Source organism: Mesorhizobium salmacidum (SeqCode) (assembly GCF_037179605.1).
GTDB lineage: Bacteria > Pseudomonadota > Alphaproteobacteria > Rhizobiales > Rhizobiaceae > Mesorhizobium > Mesorhizobium salmacidum.
Window position 1 is genome coordinate 28,272 of sequence record NZ_JAPYKS010000028.1, and the last position, 20,880, is coordinate 49,151.

General features: G+C 62.7%; 14 protein-coding genes and 1 pseudogene. 13 read left to right on the forward strand and 2 right to left on the reverse strand.

Translation table 11 applies throughout. The features are described from left to right. Positions 1-4 precede the first annotated feature (4 nt). The 10 genes from O7A60_RS27290 to O7A60_RS27335 all read left to right on the forward strand — a co-directional run bounded on the left by O7A60_RS27290 (position 5) and on the right by O7A60_RS27335 (position 10,998). On the forward strand, positions 5-1,537 hold the full coding sequence (locus O7A60_RS27290) for a sugar ABC transporter ATP-binding protein (protein WP_337108833.1): 1,533 nt from the start codon (positions 5-7) through the stop codon (positions 1,535-1,537). After that, a complete protein-coding gene (locus O7A60_RS27295; RefSeq protein ID WP_337108834.1) occupies positions 1,534-2,550 on the forward strand; it encodes an ABC transporter permease in 1,017 nt (338 codons plus the stop codon). Before O7A60_RS27290 ends, O7A60_RS27295 begins: the two co-directional genes overlap by 4 nt. Before the next feature lie 80 nt (positions 2,551-2,630). Then, on the forward strand, positions 2,631-3,650 hold the full coding sequence (locus tag O7A60_RS27300) for a substrate-binding domain-containing protein (RefSeq protein ID WP_337108835.1): 1,020 nt from the start codon (positions 2,631-2,633) through the stop codon (positions 3,648-3,650). Positions 3,651-3,761: 111 nt separating this feature from the next. Further along, positions 3,762-4,958, forward strand: a complete 1,197-nt coding sequence (locus O7A60_RS27305; protein ID WP_337108836.1) for a cytochrome P450 — start codon at positions 3,762-3,764, stop codon at positions 4,956-4,958. 18 nt (positions 4,959-4,976) lie between these two features. Further along, entirely contained in the window at positions 4,977-5,792 is an 816-nt protein-coding gene (locus tag O7A60_RS27310) for an MBL fold metallo-hydrolase (protein WP_337108837.1), read from the forward strand. 4 nt (positions 5,793-5,796) lie between these two features. Beyond that, on the forward strand, positions 5,797-6,813 hold the full coding sequence (locus O7A60_RS27315) for a zinc-binding alcohol dehydrogenase family protein (protein WP_337108838.1): 1,017 nt from the start codon (positions 5,797-5,799) through the stop codon (positions 6,811-6,813). After that, positions 6,814-7,668 (forward strand): fumarylacetoacetate hydrolase family protein, encoded by an 855-nt coding sequence (locus tag O7A60_RS27320; RefSeq protein WP_337108839.1) that lies wholly within the window; start codon positions 6,814-6,816, stop codon positions 7,666-7,668. 2 nt (positions 7,669-7,670) lie between these two features. Beyond that, positions 7,671-8,750, forward strand: a complete 1,080-nt coding sequence (locus O7A60_RS27325) for a Gfo/Idh/MocA family protein (RefSeq protein WP_337108840.1) — start codon at positions 7,671-7,673, stop codon at positions 8,748-8,750. Beyond that, positions 8,747-9,109, forward strand: a complete 363-nt coding sequence (locus tag O7A60_RS27330) for a putative quinol monooxygenase (RefSeq protein ID WP_337108841.1) — start codon at positions 8,747-8,749, stop codon at positions 9,107-9,109. The genes O7A60_RS27325 and O7A60_RS27330 overlap by 4 nt, the downstream gene beginning before the upstream one ends. Beyond that, entirely contained in the window at positions 9,106-10,998 is a 1,893-nt protein-coding gene (locus O7A60_RS27335; RefSeq protein ID WP_337108842.1) for a hypothetical protein, read from the forward strand. Before O7A60_RS27330 ends, O7A60_RS27335 begins: the two co-directional genes overlap by 4 nt. Before the next feature lie 234 nt (positions 10,999-11,232). Here the strand turns inward: O7A60_RS27335 and O7A60_RS27340 are convergent, their stop codons facing one another. Beyond that, positions 11,233-12,087, reverse strand: coding sequence for a DUF1194 domain-containing protein (locus O7A60_RS27340; RefSeq protein WP_337108843.1), 855 nt, complete (start codon positions 12,085-12,087; stop codon positions 11,233-11,235). Positions 12,088-12,282: 195 nt separating this feature from the next. On the opposite strand from O7A60_RS27340, the gene O7A60_RS27345 reads away from it, so the two are divergent. Beyond that, positions 12,283-17,070 (forward strand): nSTAND1 domain-containing NTPase, encoded by a 4,788-nt coding sequence (locus tag O7A60_RS27345; RefSeq protein ID WP_337108844.1) that lies wholly within the window; start codon positions 12,283-12,285, stop codon positions 17,068-17,070. A 368-nt stretch (positions 17,071-17,438) separates the two neighbouring features. Then, positions 17,439-17,792: a GNAT family N-acetyltransferase gene (locus O7A60_RS27350; protein WP_337108845.1), complete on the forward strand. Its 354-nt coding sequence runs from the start codon at positions 17,439-17,441 to the stop codon at positions 17,790-17,792. A 395-nt stretch (positions 17,793-18,187) separates the two neighbouring features. Here the strand turns inward: O7A60_RS27350 and O7A60_RS27355 are convergent. Continuing rightward, positions 18,188-18,934: pseudogene (locus O7A60_RS27355) on the reverse strand (transposase); the annotation flags it as partial. A 413-nt stretch (positions 18,935-19,347) separates the two neighbouring features. Between O7A60_RS27355 and O7A60_RS27360 the strand changes: the two are divergent. Further along, on the forward strand, positions 19,348-20,865 hold the full coding sequence (locus O7A60_RS27360; RefSeq protein WP_337108846.1) for an efflux RND transporter periplasmic adaptor subunit: 1,518 nt from the start codon (positions 19,348-19,350) through the stop codon (positions 20,863-20,865). Positions 20,866-20,880: the final 15 nt, after the last annotated feature.

Here is a 20,880-nt window from a genome sequence, read left to right on the forward strand (position 1 = left end):
GGCCATGGCGCCGCGGCTCGAAATTAAGAGTCTGTCGAAGTTCTTCCCTGGCGTCAGGGCGCTCGACAATGTCTCGATGAGCGTCGAGGGTGGTGAGATCCGAGCCCTGCTCGGCGAAAACGGCGCCGGCAAGTCGACCCTCGGCAAGATCGTCGCCGGTGTCTATTCGCGCAACCAGGGCAGCATCCTTGTCGATGGCGCCGAAATCGCCGACCTCGACGAGAAAGCGGCGGGCGATCTCGGCATCGGCATCGTGCATCAGGAAGGCTCACTCGTTCCGCAGCTTTCTGTTGCCGAGAACATCTTCGCCGGCCGGCAGCCGACGCAATGGCTTGGCCAGGTGGATGTTCGAGCCATGCGCGATCGTGCAAGGGTGCTTATCGCGCAGCTTGGCGTCGCCATCGATCCGGCTCTGAAGGTGTCGACCCTTTCGCCGGCGCAGGCCCAGATCGTCGAGATCGCCAAGGCGCTGTCTCGCGACCTCAGGATTTTGATCCTCGACGAGCCGACAGCGGCATTGACCCTTACCGAAACCGAGAAACTGTTCGATGTGGTGCGCCGGCTGGCGAGCAACGGCGTTTCGGTGATCTACGTTTCGCACCGCCTTGCAGAGATTTTCGCGCTTTGCCATTCGGTGACCGTGCTCAAGGACGGCAGGCTTGCTGGAACACGCAAGGTCGACAACACCTCGACCGGCGAACTGATCCGTCTGATGGTCGGACGCGACGTGCATTTTTCGCGTGCGCCGGCAGGGCGCAAGATCGGCGACATCGTGCTCGAGGCCGAAAATGTTGACGCGCCGCCGCTGGTGCGCTCGGCATCGATCACCGTGCGGGTGGGCGAGATCGTCTGTCTCGCCGGGCTGATCGGGTCCGGTCGCAGCGAATTCTGCGAAGCGATTTTTGGCGCGCGCCGCCGGCGCGGCGGCTCGATCCGGATTGGCGGCAAGCCGATCGATCCAAAGGGTCCGTGGGATGGTAAACATGCCGGCATCGGCATGGTCCCGGAAGACCGCAAGGCGGCCGGCCTGTTCCTAGGCATGGACATCGTCAACAATGTCGCAGCGACAGTACTTTCCAAGGTTTCCTCGGGCGCGAATTTCTCCAACCGCAAGGCCGAGGCGCTGGCGAAGACCTTTGTCGATGAGCTGCGCATCGCGACGCCGAGCGTGCGCCAGATCGTCGGCAATCTCTCCGGCGGCAATCAGCAGAAAGTGCTTCTCGCCAAATGGCTGGCGATGGAGCCGCGCCTGCTGATCGTCGACGAACCGACACGCGGCGTCGATGTCGGCGCACGCTCCGAAATCTACCGGCTTCTGCGGGCACTCGCCGACAAGGGCGTCGCACTGCTCGTCGTCTCCTCGGATCTGCCGGAGGTGCTGGCGCTTGCCGACCGCATCGTCGTGATGGCTGAAGGCACGACGGTTGGCGAATTGCCGGGCGACGGGGCAAGCGAGGAACAGGTGCTGCGGCTGGCCACCAGATACACGGCTTCGGTTGCTGAAGTCCGCAAGGAACCAGGAATGGCAGAGGCATGACGATGCAGATCACGCAACCGATGGCCGAGAATGCCGAGCACCGGCGCGAAAACCTTTTCGTGCGTATCGTGCGGCGCCTCGCCGATTCCAGGGAATTGACGCTGTTCGTGCTCGTCATCGCGCTCGCGCTGGCGATGAGCATCGTTTACCCCAACAATTTCCCCACAGCCTCCAACATGCGGGCCGTGCTGCTCAATCTCGCGCCGGTCGGCATTCTTGTCTGCGGCATGATGCTGTTGATGATCGGCGGCACCTTCGACCTGTCGGTCGGCTCGACCTTGGCCTTCTCGGGTGTGTGGGCCGCAGTCGTCGCCGGCTGGTGGGGCTGGCCGGCCGAGATTGCTGTTCTGGTCGGCATTCTGGTTGGCGCGCTGTGCGGTCTGGTCAATGGGTTGATCGTCACCCGCATCGGCATCAACGCCTTGATCGCAACCCTTGGCACACTCACCATCTATCGCAGCCTGACCTATGTCACCGCCGGCACCGGCGTCACCCCGATCACGGATGCCTTCGCCGAATATGGCCGCGGCGCCGATCCGCTGCTCAGGATCCAGTCGCCGTTCTGGGCGATGCTGGTACTGGTGCTCATCGGTGGCTGGCTGGTGGCGCGGACGCGCTTCTTCCGGCAGTTCTATTTCATCGGCGGCAATCCGCGCGCGGCCCAGCTTTCGGGCATCCGCGTCGACCGGCTCATCCTGATCGGCTTCGTCATCATGGGAGCGCTGGCGGGTCTGGCCGGCGTGCTGGGCGCGGCTCGCCTCAACAGCGCCGTCGTCAATGCAGGCGTCGGCATCGAGCTCAAGGTCATCACCGCCACGGTGCTCGGAGGAGCGAGCCTGAAGGGCGGCGAAGGCACGATCCTCGGCGGCATTCTCGGCGTGCTTTTCATCGCGTTGATCGAGAACGCCATGATCATCAATGCGATCGGCGTGTTCTGGCAAGGGCTGGTGGTGGGTCTGGTCCTGCTGTTCGCCGTTTCGCTCGATCGTTTCAAGACCAGCGGCCGCGCCTGATTTCAGGCGGGGACGGGAGGAGGCATTCGGACAACCGGATGAAGGAACTGAAAATACAAAAACATCAGGAGGAAACGGGCATGAAATCGATAGTGAGAACGATACTTTCCGGCGCAGCGCTCGCTGCCACCGCATTGCTCCACACTTTTCCGGCCAGCGCGCAGGAATCATCCTTCGGGCCGGCCGACGCCAAGGAGACCTACTACTGGATCTCCAACAAGGCCAACCTGCCGTTGTTCGTGCAGTATGACTATGTCGGCATGAAGCGGATCGCCGAAGAGCTCGGCGTCAAGGTGATCGTCGCCGGGCCGACCGATTTCGACGTGCCTGGCTTCATCTCCGCTGTCGACCAGGTCTGCGCGCAGAAGCCGAGCGGCGTCTCTGTCGTCGGTGGCTGGGACCCGTCGCTGACCGAATCCGTCAAGAAGTGCATGGAGCAAGGCGTGCCGACGGTCGTCGATGACGGTGATCTGCCCGACTCCGGCCGTCTCGCCTATATCGGCACGAACTGGACGCAGGTCGGCGTCGCACAGGCCAAGAAGCTGATGGAAATGCTGCCGAAGGGCGGCAAGGTAGCGTCGATGTCGATCATCAATGCCGGCAACATGCGCGAAGCGGTGGCCGGCTTCAAAGCCTATGTCGAGGCCAATGGCGGCGGCAAATACACCATCGTCGCCAATGAGGATGACGGCGGCGACGCGCAGAAGGCGGCGCAGGTAACGGCGGCGATCCTGGCTGCCCATCCAGACATCGCCGGGCTGGCCGGTTTCGATTCCGAATCTGGTGCCGGCATCGTCACGGCATTGCGTGAAGCCGGCAAGAATCCCGGCGACATCAAGGTGACTGCGATGGAGCAGACGCCGGACTTCTTCAAATCGGCGAAGGAAGGCTGGGTCGACGGCATCGTCGTGCAGAATCGCGAGCTCTTCATCTACTACGCGGTCAAGCTGCTGCACGACTACAACACCAACACGTTGAAGTCGGCCGGCCTCTCGTCGAAAGACGGCGGCCGTCCGATCCCGGACTCGCTCGATACGGGCGTCATCCTGATCACCAAGGACAATGTCGACAAGGTGCTGACCGCTCTGAATGTGAAGTAGGGTGAACGCAGACATCGCGGAGTCTTGGATCAAGGCTCAAGCAGCGTCCGGCGGCGTTATCTCCCCGCCGCCGGACTGCCAATTCAAACGTCATCTGGCAAGACCGAAACCATGTCGAACACCGCAGCAATGAGCGAACCGCAGATTCCGGAGGATGTGGATATCCACGATCCGACGTTCGTCCGAGACCCGTTCACCGCATATGACCGGTTGCGCCGCAAGTGTCCGATTGCCCGCTCCAACAAGCACGGCGGCTTCTGGCTGATGGCCCGTTATGAGGACGTGCGCGCCAGCGCCATCAACTGGCGCGACTATACGTCGAGCGTCGCAGGCGTTACCGCTATTCCGGTCATCACCCCGCGCACCGAACCGATGCTGCCGATCGAGATCGATCCGCCGCGCCATTCTCGCTACCGAGCCCTCGTCAATCCGGTGTTCACGCCGGAACGGGTCGCAGAAATCACGCCGCGCATCGGAAGTCTCGCGCGGTCGATCCTGGCACGCATGGCGGAGAAAGGCAGCGCCGACGCGGTGGCCGAATTCTGCGTGCCGGTCGCGATCGCCTCGCTTGCCGCCTTCACCGACGTGCCGCTGGCTGATTCCGAACACTGGGTCGGCTGGATTACCAAAATGTTCGACGTCAGCGATCCCGTTGCCGGCGCGGCCGCGAGCCGCGACCTCGGTGCCTATATCGATGGGCTGGTAGCGGCGCGGCGGGCGGCGCGGACGGGCGACTTCATCAGCATGCTGATGGCCGCCGAGATCGATGGCGAAAGTCTCGACGACGGACAGATACGATCCTTCATGACAGTGGTGTTCGGCGCCGGTTTCGAGACCACCGCTGACGGCCTCTCGGTCATGTTGCATTGGCTCGCCGAAAATCCGGATGGCTTGGCGCGGCTGGTCGCCGAGCCAAGCCTGATCCCGACGGCGGTCGAGGAATTCCTGCGCTTTTCCGCGCCGATCCAGATTTTCGGCCGTAACGCCTCGCGCGACCTGTTTGTGCACGAGCGCCGAATACCGGCGGGCGACATCGTCGCCCTGAGCTTCGGCTCAGCCAACCGTGATCCAGCGGCGTTCGAGGCACCGGACGAATTGCGTTTGGACCGAAAGCCCAACAGGCATCTCACCTTTGGCGCTGGACCGCATCTCTGCGCCGGGGCCGGTGTCGCCCGTATGGAATTCGCAGTGACGCTGGAGGCTCTGATCGAGGCCGGAATTGGCCTGGCCCTCGACCCGGCAGTCGCACCGCGCTCGAAGACCAGGCGATCGGCGCGGTCTTGCAAGCCTGCCCTTGCTCATTGGTAGAAAAAAGGCGCATTGACCATGACCCACCCCACCACCCGCATGCGCTTCCATGGCGTTGCCGCCTACGAAATCCTGACGCGCGAAGGATTGCGCATCCTGTGCGATCCGTTTCTGGACCAGAACCCTGGCGCTGCGACCAAGTCGACCGACTTCGATCATGTCGATCTCGTCATCGTCAGCCATGCTGCCTACGACCATCTGGGCGACACCGACAAGATCGCAGCCAAATATGGCTGTCCAGTCGTCTGCGGCGGCGAGGTGAAAGCCTGGCTGATGGATCGCGGCATTCCCGCAACCCAGATCCGCGCCACGACCTGGGGCATCCGCGTCAAGGTGGCGGGTATCGAAATCCAGCCGCTCGAATGCCATCACTGGTCGCAGATCAGGCTAAAGGACAACTCCTTCATTTCTGGTGTGCCAATGGCTTTCATCGTCTATGCCGACGACAATCTGCGTTTCTACCACTACGGCGACACGGCGATCTTCTCGGACCTCAAATTGCAGGGCGAGCTCTATAAGCCGAATGTCGGCTGCATCGGCATCGCCAATCCGCAGGAAATCCTGCATCTCAATCCGATGCCGGGCGAAATGCTGACCGGCGAGATGAGCCCCTATGAAGGCGTGCTCGCCACGCAATGGCTTGGCCTGGAGACCGTGCTGCCGTGCCACTACATCAAGCTCGATGGCGACAAGGACGTCGCCGAATATATGAAGCACCATCGCGAAGCCAAGGCACGCGGCGAAACGATAGCCGATCCCTACCTGCTGCGTGCCGGTGACTGGATCGAATTCGGCCGCGACGGCAAGGTCCTGCGGCCGGCCAAGGCGGCCTGACGCGATGCGCGCAGCGATCTTCGACGCACCTTTTTCAATCCGCATGGCCGAGGCGCCGAAGCCGCGGCCGCGAGCCGGAGAGGTGCTGGTTCGGGTGAAAGCTGCCGGCCTTTGCGCCGGCGACCTTTACATCTATACCGGGAAGAACCCCTATGTGACCTATCCCCGGATCGGCTGCCACGAGATCGCCGGGGTTGTCGAATCCTATGGCGCTGGCACCAGCGGTCCGGCAATCGGCACACGTGTGGTTGTCGATCCGTTCATCGGCTGCGGGCACTGCTATCCCTGCCGGATCGGCAAGCGCAATTGCTGCGCCAATCTCACCATTGTTGGTGTGCATCGGGAGGGCGGCTTCGCCGAATTCGTCACAACGCCGGTTCAGAACCTCAACCTCGTGCCAGAGACGCTAACCGACTTCGAGGCAGCCTTTGCCGAGCCGGTGGCTATTGGTGTTCAGGGCTGCCGACGCGGCATGGTCACATCAGAGGATACCGTGTTGGTGCTTGGCGCCGGACCGATCGGGTTGGCGATCGTCGAGGTGGCCCGCGCGGTCGGTGCAAAGGTCTACGCGACAGATCTTTCGGCTGAGCGCCTGTCCACGGCAGCCGACCTCGGCGCCATACCAATTGCCGGCGGTGCCGGTCTTCTGGAACGGGTGCTTGAGATCAGCAACGGCGAAGGCATGCCGGTTGTCATGGAGGCGACGGGCGCAGCGACGATGATGGAAGAGACGATCGATCTCGTTGCAGCCGGCGGACGCATCGTCATTCTCGGCCTGCTCAAGAAGGGCCAGGGCATCACCTATCCTGGCCTCGATTTCACCCGCAAGGAAGTGACGATCCTCGGCTCGCGCGCTTCGGTCGACTGCTTTCCCGAGGCGCTGGCCCTGCTTGCCTCGGGCAAGATCCATTATCCGAAGATCGCAAGCTCCTTCGCGCTCGGCGAAGCCCCAGGCGTCTTCCAAACACTCGCCGACAATCCAATGGCTTTGCACAAGGCCGTGTTCGTTTCGGAGGGCTAGATGAAGCTTGTTACTTTCTCCCATCGTAAGGGAGGCCATGACCATCACGCCGGCGTGCTCGACGGCGATCACGTCGCATGTCTGACTGAAGCCGGCATCGCCGGCAGCCTGATGGAGATCGTGCTCGGCGGGAAAAAGATGCTGGACCAGATCCGCGCCGGCGTCGCTTCGGCACCGCGCTATGCATTGGCAGACGTGACGCTCGAAGCGCCGATCCGGCCCGCCAAGGTGCTGTGCTCCGGCATCAACTACAAGGGCCACGCCGAGGAAAACCCCAACGCGAAAATGCCGACCGAGCCGTTCTTCTTCACCAAGCTGCCGACTTCGGTGGTTGGGCCGGATGTGCCGGTCGAAAAGCCTGTCAGAACCGAGCAGATGGACTACGAGGTGGAGTTCTCCGCCGTCATCGGCAGGAAGCTGCACAAGGCTAGGGAGGCTGACGTGATGCCGGCGATCTTCGGCTACACGCTGCTCAACGACATTTCGGCACGCGACGTACAATTCAAGGACAATCAGATCACCATCGGCAAGAACTTTGCCGGCTTCTCGCCCATTGGTCCGTGCATCGTGACCTCAGACGCGATGCCCCACCCCGACAATGTCGCGCTGAAGACGCGGCTGAACGGCAAAACCCTACAGGATGGCAGCACCTCGGACTGGCTGTTTTCACTGCCGCTGTTGATTTCCTTCCTGTCGCAATACATTCCGCTCGAACCTGGCGACATCGTATCGACGGGAACGCCGGCTGGGGTTGGCATCTTCCAGAAGCCGCCGATCTTCATGAAGGCCGGGGACATCGTCGAGATCGAAGCCGAGGGCATCGGCATCCTCAGAACTCCGATCGTTGCGGGATAGAAATGGCGAGGGGGGCGATCCGGATCGGCGTGATCGGCTGCGGCTTCTACGCGCAGAACCATCTGCATGCGTGGCAGGACCTCGCGGGCGAAGGTGCCGTGCTTGCCGCCGTCTGTGATGTCGACGCCGGCAAGGCGGAAGCGGCCGGCCGTGCTTTCGGCGTGCCGTTCTACAAGGACGCCGCAATCATGCTTGCAAGCGAACACCTTCACTCCGTCGACATCGTCACCCGGCACGACACACACCGTGCGCTCTGCGAACTGGCGATTTCGCGCGGCATCGCCACCGTCGTTCAGAAGCCGTTCGCACCGACGTGGGAGGACTGCGTCGCCATCGTCGAAGCCGCCGAAAAGGCCGGGGTGTGGCTGGCGGTTCACGAGAATTTCCGCTTCCAGACGCCGATGCGCCATGTTCGCCGCGTTATCGACAGCGGCGCCATCGGCGCGCCGAGCTGGGCTCGGATAATGTTTCGCACCGGCTTCGATGTGTATCGCACGCAGCCCTATTTCTATGACGAGGAGCGACTGGCGATCGCCGATGTCGGCATCCACCTGCTCGACCTCGCACGCTTCTTCCTGGGCGAGGTCGAGCACATCGCCTGTGAAACCCAGCGTCGCAATCCCAAGGTGCGGGCCGAGGACACGGCCACGATGCTTCTGCGCCATCACAGCGGTGCCGTCAGCGTCGTCGACTGCACATACGAGGCACGGCGCGACCCCGATCCGTTCCCAGAAACGCTGGTGGAGATCGAGGGCGACAAGGGTTCAATTGTTGTGCTTCCGGGCTCGCGCCTGCGGGTTAGCAGCAACGGAGTGACGACAGAGGAAGACATTGGCTCACCGCTGCGCTCATGGACCACCGTTCGTTGGCATGTCGCCCAGGAAGGCGCGTTCCTTGCCTGCCGCCATTTTCTCGATTGCCTTCAGCGCGGCGTGCCTGCCGAAACATCGGGCCATGACAACTTGAAGACCTACGCCCTGGTTGACGCCGCATACCGCGCCGCGGCTCAACACCGGGCGGTCGTGCCGGCGCAGTGGAAGGAAAGTCTTGGCGTTGCCTCAAAAGAGCGGAGGGCGCAATGACGGCCGGCCGGGAAAAGACGCAAGGACGATCAAAGGCCGCCGCTTTTGCAATCACAGTCGCATTTGAACTTCTCGAAGGCGCCTTTCCCGAATTCCATCGCCTGGTTGCTGAGAACGCCGCGCTCTCCGTCAAACTTGAGCCCGATTGCCTGCGCTTCGACGTGCTGACGCCGACGCACGAGGCCGATTCCACGCACGTCTTCCTCTATGAGATTTACAAGGATCGCGCCGCCTTCGACTTGCACCTCGCCTCGGAGCATTTCCGTCAATTCGACCAACGCTCACGGGAGCTGGTAATCAGCAAAACCGTTCTCGCCTATACCGTGCAGGAAAACGCGAAGATCAGGGAATCGACGTGAGCGGGGACGTCAGTGCACTCGACCTATTCGGCACGAACGAGCGTGTTGCCGAGCGTCGCATCCTCACCGCTGGACCACTGAGCGCCATCCTGGAAGACGGTAACCTTCGCACAATCCGCTTCGCCGGCGTCGAGGTCGTGCGCGCCATCAACTATCTGGCGCGGGATGCGTCCTGGGGGACATATAAGCCCGAGCTTTCGAACATCCGAATATCGGAAGGCCTGGCTGCGTTCGACGTGGGTTACGACGGGCTGTGCGCAGGTCCACAGGGCCGCTTTTCTTACCGGATGACGATAACAGGCAAGGCTTCCGGTGAGCTGACGATGGAGGCGCAAGGCATCGCCCTCACCGATTTTTCGACCAATCGCACTGGTTTCGTAGTCCTCCACCCGTCCGAGGCTGCGGGTGGACGGCTGACCATCACCCACAGCGACGGTCGGATCGAGGAGACGGTATTTCCAGAGATGATCAGTCCTAACCAGCCGGCCTTTGACATCGCCGCCCTTACCCACGAGCCGGCCCCTGGCATGGTCTGCACAGTCGCAATGGAAGGCGATGCCTTCGAGATGGAGGACCAACGCAATTGGACTGACGCCTCGTTCAAGACATATGTCCGTCCCCTGTCGAAGCCGCGGCCCTACGTCATAAGCAAGGGCTCAAACGACATCCAGCGGGTCGTTGTCTCCATTGAAGCCAAGGCATCAGTGGTGCGAGTTCAGCCCACCGATACGGCGACGCTGACGCTTGGTAGATCAGCTGGACACATGCCATCCATGGCGCTGTTTCTCGATCCGGATGACTTGCCTGCAGCGATAGCCGGAGCCTCGTTGCTTGGCCCGGCACAAGAGGTCATAGTTCGCTTCGATAGTGCGCGTCGGCATGATAAGCGCTCGCTGAGAAAAGCAGCCGGCTTAGCCGCTTCGATTGGTGCCCGGCTGGCGATCGAAGCGATCGTTGATGCTGTCGACCCGGCAGCCGAGGCGAAGATTGTTGTTGATGCGATCCGTTCATCGGGCGTCGAACCAAGCGCCATCCTGATTTCACCAAGGCGCGAGTTCAAGACGCGGGCGTCGAATCTGGTGCCTGCAGGCGAACGGCCGGTCGGCGATCTGGTGAACGCATTTAACGCAGCCGGCATCACCGCTTCCGTGGGCGCCGGAACCCCTTCCCTGTTTACCGAATTCAATCGAAACCCACCGACCGGCGACGCCGACTTCGTCTTCTTCGGCAACGCAGCCATCGTCCATGCCGCCGACGATCTTTCGGTCATGGAGACCTTGACCGTTTACCCCTCGGTTATCGCCACGGCGCGGCATCTGTGTCCGGGAAAACCGATCTGGCTTGGCCCATGCACGATCGGCATGCGCCACAATCCCTACGGCCAGGGCGTTGCGGCGAATCCGGCTCCTTCCCGAGTGCCGGGTGCAGGCGATGACCCTCGTCACGGCGCGCTGTTTGGGGCGGCTTTCGCTGTCGGCGTCGCGGCTCAGGCCGCCGCCGCCGGTGTAGATCGTCTCATTCTCGCGGCGCCAACGGGGCGGTTCGGCCTGCTTAACGCCGCCGGGGAGCGCCGGCCGCTCCAGGCAGTCCACGCCGAACTGGCAGCGGCCTCGGGCGCAGAACGCTGCGAGGTTGCGTCCGATCGCTCCGGCATCGCGGCTGTTGCCTATCACACCGGCGACGGCACCCGTATCCTGGTCGCAAATCTCACCCCCGAGGATATCGAGATTTCGGTCCCGCAGGCTCTCCAGTCTGCGGGTGTCATCGAGCCGTCGGCGAAGGTGGCGACATTGCGAAGCAAGCGGTTAATTCTGGATCGCTATCGAACGATAATGCTTACTGCATCCGCAACCGGTCGAAACTCAACATCGCTCGTCGATAGCCTTTAACCCAGACTGACTGATCAGCTGTCGACCCTGACAGCACGACGGGCCGAACTCAACGCGACACGTGGCGCAACCACGACCTCCACCCTGGTCGCCGTCAAGGTCGGCTTTCAGGCGTCGGCAGAGCTCACTTCAACGGCCGACATTGATCCGCAAGGAGACCCAATTGGCTGTTAGCAGGGTGCGCAAGGGCATTCCTTTGCTTCCCGCCCTCTACAATGCCGTCACGGCCTATCGCTACCGGCCCGGCCACTGGGCGACCACGTTGCAATCGAGCGTGCTGTCTGAACTCAAAGCGGCGTAGATCATCCGCCCCGTATTCATGGAGATTTCCCGCACCAGCTTTCGTCGGACTGCGGTGTTGAACATGGCGGTCTCAGTGACACTGATTGTAAATGCGTCTGGTCCGCCAATGACGCAGCGTTCGAAATAAGACTCCAGATAGGAACGATCATATATCGCAAACCCGCCGACCCCGCCAATGCGGGGCAGCGCGATAGGCAGCCCGTTGATCGTCACGCCATCGGCGAGAAGAACTTGCCGGATGGGGTCAACGAGTGCTCCGGCATTGTTAGGTCCGTCGCCGGATACGTCAATTACCTTGCGCGGGCTGCGTAAGCCGCTATTCGCGAACAGTTTATTCGCGGCCGACAATGCGCCGGAGATCGACGTACCGCGGCCTTCAGTCAACGACAAAGCCGCGAGCCCGTCTGCCAAAGTGAGAGCGTCCTCGCGACTTTGGATAATTGTCCACGGCACGATGACGGTTTGCTGATTTGGCCCTGCCCACTCCAGATAGAGCACTGCGATTCTGCCCCGCTCTCCCGACTTGATTGCCCCCGCGATGTCCGCGTGGCGGAAAGCATCGACGTAGCCGTCGCGCTGCACTCTTTGCTCAGCTCTGCTCATCGACGGCGAGATGTCCACGGCAAGGATCAATTGCAGATCGACTTCGACCAGACCAGCTGCGGGACGATTGGTCGAGTGAGCCTGTGGCGCCATCGCGAAGAACAGGGTGAGCAGGCACACGCCTGTGAGCCGTAGCACCGGTCTTGCACCCACACTTCGAGCCATCTGCACTTCGTCGTCCATGGTGAGCCTCTCGCTGACACTGCGATTGTCGGTCCGAGGCGTCTCGGGGTCACGAACGGCTTCCGATCATTTGCCGAAAACCGCGGTCCCGCCCGATCTGAAGGATGATGGCAAGTGCGAAACCGTGCTAAGATCGGAGCATTGGACTGCGGCTTCGTGCTTGAGGGAAATGGCTTGACTAGCTCGCCGCCCACGATGTTCGTGCTCAACGGCGTCACCGTCGACGTGAGCAGCGAGACCTTGCGCGACAAATCCAACAGCACAATCGCACTTCGCCACCAAACCTTCGAGGTGCTTCGTCACCTTCTGGAGAACGCTGATCGCGTCGTCACTAAGGACGAGCTGATGAGGGCGGTCTGGAACGGGATCGCGGTTACCGACGACAGCCTTGTGCAATGCATTCACGAGATCCGTGCGGCGCTCAACGACAGTCGGCAGGCTGTTGTGGAGACAGTGCCTAGGCGCGGGTACAGGCTGGTCCGGCCCTCAAACGCCGGCCCAAGAATGGCCACTATTCTGGCAGCCGAACTGGCTGCTGACGGTCGGCCGCCAAATGAGGATGAGCAGGGCACTGTCGTACCTATCCGGCCGTACAGGCAGATCATCGATAGGCTGCTGGTTCAACATGCGGGCCGCGTGTTCTCGAGCGCCGAGGGGAGCGTGGTCGCCGAATTCACAGGCCCTGTCGAGGCGTTGCGATGTGCGAGCGACATCCAGCATGAGGTCGATAGGCGGAATTGCGAAGTTCCCAAGACAAAGCGCCTGCACTTCCGCATCGGCGTTCACCTCGGCTACGTCGTCGACGAGGGTGACCACCTCCGGGGCGAGGCGGTCGAGGTCGCAGCTCACCTTCAAACGTTGTCACGACCGGGCGGGATTTGTGTCACGGAAGCGGTTCACGCCCAGGCTCGAGACCGGCTCCCGCTGGAATTCATCAAGCTCGGCGAGCACAAGCTGAAGGACGTCGCACGTGCCTTGCGCATCTACCGCGTACCTCTTGCTTCGGAGGAACCGGACAGGTCGCCATTTCGCGGTCTCGATGCCTTCGAATTCGAAGACGCCGATCTCTTCTTTGGCAGAGCGCGGGCGATTGCTGCCTGCACTGCAAGACTGGAGCAGCAGGCAGCAAGCGGCACGGCATTCCTGCTCATCTACGGAATGAGCGGTTGCGGCAAGTCTTCCCTCCTGCGCGCTGGCCTGCTGCCGTCATTGACGCGATCTGAAGCCGTGGCAGGCATATCCTTGTGGCGCCGCTGCCTGATCCGCCTTTCCGAAGGACCGGATGCATTCACTGTGCTGGCTGCGGCGCTGCTTCACGAAGCTGCCGTGCCGGAGCTGTCCTGCGAAATAACAGCCGCGGAGTTTGCCCGGCTCTGCAGCAGCACGCCGGATCGAGCAATGGCGATGGTCCGACAGGCACTTCTCAAGGCCGCCGGGCCGGACCGGTCGCAGATCAGATTGCTTGTCGCCATCGATCAATTGGAGGAGCTGTTCACGTCAGAGAGACAGCCGGCGACGCGCGAGGCCCTTGTGCGGTTCATGGCGGTGCTGGCCGCCAGCGGACTGGTCTGGGTGATAGTGGCGATCCGTTCGGACTTCTTTCACCGCTGCGGTGAGGTCCAGGGTTTCTCGGCACTTAAGGACGGCCTCGCAAACTACGAACTCCTGCCGCCGACTAGCACAGAGATTGGGCAGATCATCCGCGAACCCGCGCGCGTTGCCGGCCTCCGCTTCGAGGAGAATGCCGAGTGGGGGCGTCTCGATGATGTGCTGCAGGAGGCAGCAGCTGCCGATCCCGGATCATTGCCGCTTCTTGAGTTTGTCCTTGACGCGTTGTACGAGGCCGGCCGCGAGCGCCGAGTTCTCACCTTTGCGCATTATCGTGCGCTCGGCGGGCTCGAAGGCGCAATCGCGCGCCGCGCCGACGAAGTCGTGGACTTGCTGGCGCCCGAGATACAGGAGGCCCTGCCCGCGGTGCTGCGCGCCCTCACCACGGCAAATCCGGGCGATGATACGGTCACGGCACGTCCGGCCGTCTTCGCCGAAATTGCAAGCACGCCCGCGCGATCGGCCCTCGTCAGGGCGCTGATCGACGCACGGCTCCTCGTCAGCGATGAGGACGCCGCAGGACATGTCCTAGTCCGCGTTGCACATGAAGCACTGTTGAGGCGCTGGCCGAGCGCCGGTGACATTGTGAATGCAAACCGGAATTTCCTAGAGACGCGCGAACGCCTCAGGTCCGACGCCCACCGATGGCACCTGGAGAACAGGAATAGAGAGCTTCTCCTTCCGTCCGGCAAACGTCTTGCGGAGGGCGAAGAGCTGATGCTGTCAAGACGGGAGGAGGTCGACGATTACGTCCTGGAATACATCGAGGAGTCCTTGCTTGCCTACCGGCAGAAAGAGGAGAAGGACCGGCGCGCAGAGCTGGCGCTGATCGCGGCCGCCGAAGAGGCAAAACGCGAGCGCCTGGAGCGCGAAGCCGAGCGCCGGAGCCTCGCGGCTGCCGCAGCAAACCGGCTTGCCCGACGTACACGCAACGCCGCGATCGTGGCGATAGTGCTCGCTCTCCTGGCGGGCGCAGGTGCACTGGTCGCCTTCAGGGCGCAGGAGGAGGCAAGGTGGCAACGAGACCAGGCGCTGCGCAATCAGTTCCTTTCGCTCTCGTTTCTTTCGGAGCAGTCCGCGTCGAGAGGCAACACCGAGGCTGCGATCCTGTTGGCGCTCGAAGCGCTGTCCCCGAAGGACCAATCCGAGCGGCCATATCTCTTTGAGGCGGAGGCAGCCCTCTACAAGGCTCTGCTGGCGCACCAACAGATCAAAATCTTCCGGCATCGCGCCGGCGTGACGGATGCGGCATTCAATCCGACCGGCGATCGCATCGTCACCGCATCCTACGACAAGACCCCAGTCGTCTGGGACATCTCCAGCGGTGCAGAAACTGCAGTTCTGAAAGGTCATGAGGAGGTCGTGGAGAGGGCTGAATTCAGCCCGGACGGGAGCCGTATCCTGACGGCCGCGAGGGACGGCACTGCACGTCTCTGGGACGCCGTCTCGGGAGAACAGCTCTTCATCCTGCGGCCGGTAGGCAATTATCCGACGGCAATCTTCAGCCCGGATGGCACCCGGGTGCTGACGGCGGGGGAGAACAGCGATGCAACGCTGTGGGATGCTCGGATCGGAAAGAAAGTCCTGGGTGTAAGGAGCGACGCATATACGCGTGCTGCTTTCAGTTCAGACGGCCGCAGCTTCGCGACGGCAGGCAAGCATTTTGTTTCGGTCTGGAATACCGCAGACGGGGCGCTGACGCGGTCAATCCGAGTGACCTCCTGGCCCTACAGCCTGGCGTTCAGCCCGGACGGAAGCCGGATGCTGGCCGGCCCGTGGGGTTGGCATTCACACCGCAACACTTCCAGCCTTTTCGATTTGTCGAATGGAACGGAGATCGCAAAGTTGGCCGGCAGCAAGAGCGACACGCAATTGAACGGCGTGATTTTCAGTCACGGGGGTCAGCGAATCGCCACAGTATCCCTCGATGGCACTGCCCGGATTTGGGATGGAGCGTTGGGAACGCTGGATGATGTGCTCGGCCAGGAGGTTTCGGGGTTGAAGGCAGACATGGACACGGATGAACGCGATGTCGAGATGAACGGTGCTTTCACTCCGGACGACCGCTTCCTGGCGACCGCCTCGGTCAATGGGCCGATCCGCATCTGGGACGCTGAACGCACCTCGTTGATGACGACGATCGCCGGTCATGAATCTTTGGTCGAGCATATGGAATTCAGCCCGGTCGACAGCAACATTCTTCTCACTGCTTCACACGATGGCACCGCTCGGCTGTGGGATGTCGACGGCGCACTAACGACCGCGCTCTCACATGAATATCGGCCGACTTTCGCGGTCTTCAGTCCCGACAATGTCCACCTGCTGACCGGCGGCGGCGACAGCGCGGCGCACCTGTGGGATGTCGTGAGCGGGCGCGAGACAATCCGGCTCGATACACAGGAGATCGTTCAAAGCGCGACGTTCAGCCTAGATGGAAGGCGCGTCGGGACGGCATCTCTTGGGGGGCAGGTACGTGTTTGGGATGTGGCCACAGGACACGAGACCGCCCAGTTCCGATCACATCGCGGCCTGATCCAGATCCAGTTTGGTCGCGATGACAAATCGCTTCTTTGCGCATCGATGAACGGCACCGCGCAGCTGTGGGACGCCGCGACCGGCACCGAGCTAGCCGCCATCCATACGAGCAGTAACTTGCCGCAGGCCATTCTTAGCCATGACGGAAATCTGATCCTCTCGGCCAGGGAAGACAATGCGGGCCACCTCCTGACGACGGGCGGAGCCGAGCTCAGGGTTCTTGTGGGGCATCAGGATCGCATCACGGCAGCGGCCTTCAGCCCGGACGGTCAACTCGTCGCCACGGGCTCACTCGACCACACGGCTCGCATTTGGTCGACCACGGACGGAGCAAACGTCAGAACGCTAGTGGGACACACCAGCGCGGTAACGGTCATCGCCTTCAGCCCCGACGGTCAGTTGCTGCTGACCGGCTCGCGCGATGGAACCGTCCGGATCTGGAGTGTGGCTGGCGGACTGGAAAGGGCCGTTCTAAGGGGCCACAGCGGCGCGGTGGACAGCGCCCAGTTCAGTCCCAATGGCTTATATGTCGTGACCGCGTCCTCGAAAGATCGCACGGTCCGGCTATGGGCGACGCAATCCGGGCGCCAGGTTGCCGTCCTTGGCAGCCACGACGAAGCAACCGTTCTACTGGGCTTTACACGCGCAGCTTTCAGTTCCGACGGCACCCACGTCGCAATTGTTTCCGGCGAAAAAGGTGTCCGCATCCTGCGCGTCTTCCAAACACCCCGGGACCTCATTGACTTCGCACGGCGCACCGTCCGTCGCGAACTCACCGCTTGCGAGCGGCGAAGCTTCTTCCTTCCTGAAGACCCTGCAACCGGTTCCTGTCCGGGCTAAGGTCGACAACGGGGTCAGAGCCCTATGAGGATCAATTTGCGATGCCACTCCCATACCGCAGCATGTTTTCGATCTTCTCCGCCCGCGCAACGTCAGGCGAAGGTCATGGTTGCCAGGAGGCTGGGACTCGGTCGAAACTGTGGTCGTTCCCTTCAAGGCCGCTGCTGCCCCGTCATCAGCGCTTGGGCCTACAAAATGGATCGCGTTTCAGAGTTGCGTGAACCTGCGAAACGGCCGGGGTCGAGTTCATCCCGAGAATGGTGGTGGCGCTGGCGTAAGATTGCGGAAATAGTCTGCCATGTTTCACGATCCTCTCCGTTCCGATTGCCTCTGACCTAGGCGCCCTCGCCCTGGAAGTCCGGCGCAAAGTGTTCATTGTCGAGCAGAACGTGCCCGAGACGGTGGAACAGGATGCGTATGACGCGCTGGCCACTCACCTCGTCGCAATTGCCGGAGGCTATGTCGTCGGCACGCTGCGGATTGTCTTTCTGACCGAACATGCCAAGTTCGGCCGCGTCGCCCTTCTACGCCAAAGGGGCAATGGCATCGCCATGCGGATGATGCAGGCGGGGATGCAGATAGCGCGGTCACGTGGCGAGAACCGCTTCTACCTCACGTCCCAGGCCGACAAGACCGCACTTTACGAAAAGCTTGGCTTCGTCGCATGTGGCGACGAGTTCGAGGAAGCCGGCATGCCGCACCGAGCGATGAAGAACTATTAACAAGGGCTGGCAAACCCCCGCCGGAGAGCGGTTTCCTGCCGCCCGGCGGTCCTACGCCTTCGACGGTAACTGAATCGTAATCCGGGGCCGAGGTGCCGCGCGGGTGCGCAAGGCTAACTACCCCGCTGCCCCCGCGCGTGGCGCAAGTCCTCTTCGCCGCGCAAGTGCTTCACACGGCCGCATAAGTCGCGACTTATTCGCAAGTCCTCACGGACTGGCTTCCAGCCCTTTAGCGCGACCTCCCTTTTTAGGGTAGAGGGATCGGCTTGTTGCTGAGCGTGGCGTGCGTTTCGCCGTTCCTGGTCTGCATCGGTCCTCGTCCGACGGAGCGGATCCTTATGTCAGATGGCGCCCGTCAGCGTGCCTGCGCCATGTTTGAACCACGCTCGCACCGTTCATCGATGCGCTCCCAAAAGCCTGCGATCCTTGCGATGAGCGCGCTGCGCGGCATCGCCTCGGTTCGCCGCGGAATCGCCGACATAGAACGTTCCGTCGCTCCACATGGTGCATGGTCACCGCCAGCTTGCGCGACGCGGCGACGCAGGCCTTGCGGTGGCAGGAGCATTTGGCGATAGCCTGCCCCCAGCTCTTGACCTTGTCGGAGCCCTTGAAGCGCGTCATCAGCCCGAAGCCGCCTCGTCAAGCGAGCGGCGCACGTCCGCGTCGCCGCCCTTCGAGATGCGGCCCGGACGTCAATCGAGGTTCCCGACTGCCAGCGCCACGACGTCAGCCCGAAGTAGGCCGCCACGTCGGGTGAGCGGCGCAAGGGTGACGGATCGCCATTGTGAACGAAAGTGCCGTCACCGGAATGGCCACGAAGCGTCAGCATGGCTCGCTCTTGGCGACAATCTTTACGACGAGATCGTGCCGCCGGCAGTACTGTTTCCTCCGAGGCGCGCGCTGTCAGCATAACTTCCATCAGCTCGGCCGACAGCCGACTCGTCCGCCATCGCGGCGAGCACCGCCTGCTCGAAAGCCCGGCCGCCGACCTTGCACAAGCGGATGACGAAAGACTTCAGCGAAGGCCGGATTGCGTCCTCTAGGTCGAGCAACTTGGCCTTCGAAATGCGCCGATGCGTCAGCAGAACCTTGGTCCGGTAGCAGCTTCCCGACTTAATGCAGGCTTGGCGGAACCAGCCGGTGGCGCGTTCACATCTTTGCGAGCTAGATTTCTTGCAGCCCCAGTCGTGAAGGTGGGGGCGTCGAGGCCATGAGCACCTCACCACTGTGTTCGCGGCCCGTTTCGCGCGGGTGACGGGTCCCGTAAGGCCTTGTCGTCGCTTGCATAAAGCCACTCATCCACTCTCGTTTGCCCGCTCGGATTGGCGGCGAACTGCGACCGGACTATCTCGCAATATGAAGCAGCCTTCAGCGCCTAAGTGGTTCAATTTCTCACGAGAATTTAATGTGCCTGGAATTGAACGGGGAAATTCGGGTGCCTATGCTCCGGCTGGATCGCACCTCGGGCTGTCGCCTCGGCACGGTCCGTCGGCGCGGTCGGCGCGGTCGGCGAAGACGGTAGCCCGGGAATGCGGTCGAACGACAGGTGAGAGAAGTGGACGACGAAGTCGTCAGCCGGCGCGAGCTCCGCAGCAAGGCGGCGCCCCCCAGCGGCCCCGTGACCCCCGGCGAGCCCCTGACAGGGGTCCGGCCAGTGGTCATGCGCCGTTCGCGGCGAGGCTGGATCGTTGCGTTGCTCCTCGTCCTGGCGGCGGTAGGCGGCGCGTTCTGGCTGCATCCCATTCAGGTCCACCAGCAGGGCAGCCAGCGTGGCGGCGGCCGTTTCCGCGGCGGCGGCGATCTCGCGCAGCCGGTTGCCGTGGCGCCCGTGGCACAGGCGGATATCCCGATCGTTCTCGAGGCGCTGGGCACGGTCACGTCGCTGTCGACCGTCACTGTGCGGTCGCAGGTCAGTGGCCAGATCACCGCAATTGGCTTCTCCGAGGGCCAGATGGTGAAGAAGGGCGATTTCCTCGCCCAGATGGACGACCGCACGTTGAACGCTTCGCTGCACCAATTGCAGGGGCAATTGCAGCACGACCAGGCGCTGCTTGCCGATGCCAAGCTCGACCTCGACCGTGACCTGAAGCTTACCTCCAACGCGGTCACCCAGCAGGCGGTGGACCTGCAGCGCGCGACGGTGCAGTCCGACGAGGGCACGGTGATGTCCGACCAGGCGCAGATCGAGGGTGTGCAGGTCAACATCGCCAACAGCCATATCACGGCGCCGGCCGACGGCCGTATCGGCCTGCGCCTCGTCGACCAGGGCAACTATGTCACGCCGGGCGACAGCACCGGCATTGCGGTGATCGCTCGGATGCAGCCGATCTCGGTGCTGTTCTCGCTAACCGAGGACAGCTTGGCGCAAGTGCTGGAGCAGACTCACGGCAATCCCGGGCTCAAGGCCAGCTTGTTCGACCGCAACGACACCAACCAGGTCGCCGAAGGCACGCTGCAGACGATCGACAACCAGATCGATCCGACGACTGGCACGGTGAAGCTGCGCGCGGTTTTCCCTAATGCCGACGGCGCACTCTATCCCAACCAGTTCGTCAACGTGCATCTGCTTGTGCGCACGCTCACCGGGGTCAGCGTTCTGCCCAACGCCGCCATCCAGCACGGCGCGCCGGGCACCTTCGTCTACCAGCTCAACGACGACAGCACCGTCTCGGTGAAGACCGTTTCGCTCGGCCCGGGCAACGCCACCGTCACGCAGCTTCTGTCCGGCCTGGCGCCTGACGGCAAGGTCGTGGTCGACGGCGTCGACCGGCTCAAGGACGGCGCCAAGGTCACCGTGCCCGACAACGGCACGGCGCCGATCTCCGGCGCCGCATCTCCAGCGCCGCCGCAAGCAGCGGGCACCGGCAGCGCGGCCGCCGGTGCGCCGGCCGCCAATCCCGGCAACCCGCCCGCGACATCGAGCGGCCAAGGCGCCGGTTCGACAGGCCACGACTCGGCGGGCGAGGGCACGGCTGCATCGGGCGATGCTTCCGGCCACAAGCACCACCGCCACAATCGTCGCGACGGCGGCGGTGGTGCCGGCAATGGCGGCGATTCCGGCGAAAGCCGATGAACACGCCGAGCGGCC

Excerpts from the sequence above, each read along its gene's own strand:
- O7A60_RS27290 (WP_337108833.1), top strand. The coding sequence starts at position 5 with ATGGCGCCGCGGCTCGAAATTAAGAGTCTGTCGAAGTTCTTCCCTGGC.
- O7A60_RS27295 (WP_337108834.1), top strand. The coding sequence starts at position 1,534 with ATGACGATGCAGATCACGCAACCGATGGCCGAGAATGCCGAGCACCGG.
- O7A60_RS27300 (WP_337108835.1), top strand. The coding sequence starts at position 2,631 with ATGAAATCGATAGTGAGAACGATACTTTCCGGCGCAGCGCTCGCTGCC.
- O7A60_RS27305 (WP_337108836.1), top strand. The coding sequence starts at position 3,762 with ATGTCGAACACCGCAGCAATGAGCGAACCGCAGATTCCGGAGGATGTG.
- O7A60_RS27310 (WP_337108837.1), top strand. The coding sequence starts at position 4,977 with ATGACCCACCCCACCACCCGCATGCGCTTCCATGGCGTTGCCGCCTAC.
- O7A60_RS27315 (WP_337108838.1), top strand. The coding sequence starts at position 5,797 with ATGCGCGCAGCGATCTTCGACGCACCTTTTTCAATCCGCATGGCCGAG.
- O7A60_RS27320 (WP_337108839.1), top strand. The coding sequence starts at position 6,814 with ATGAAGCTTGTTACTTTCTCCCATCGTAAGGGAGGCCATGACCATCAC.
- O7A60_RS27325 (WP_337108840.1), top strand. The coding sequence starts at position 7,671 with ATGGCGAGGGGGGCGATCCGGATCGGCGTGATCGGCTGCGGCTTCTAC.
- O7A60_RS27330 (WP_337108841.1), top strand. The coding sequence starts at position 8,747 with ATGACGGCCGGCCGGGAAAAGACGCAAGGACGATCAAAGGCCGCCGCT.
- O7A60_RS27340 (WP_337108843.1), bottom strand. The coding sequence starts at position 12,087 with ATGGACGACGAAGTGCAGATGGCTCGAAGTGTGGGTGCAAGACCGGTG.
- O7A60_RS27345 (WP_337108844.1), top strand. The coding sequence starts at position 12,283 with ATGTTCGTGCTCAACGGCGTCACCGTCGACGTGAGCAGCGAGACCTTG.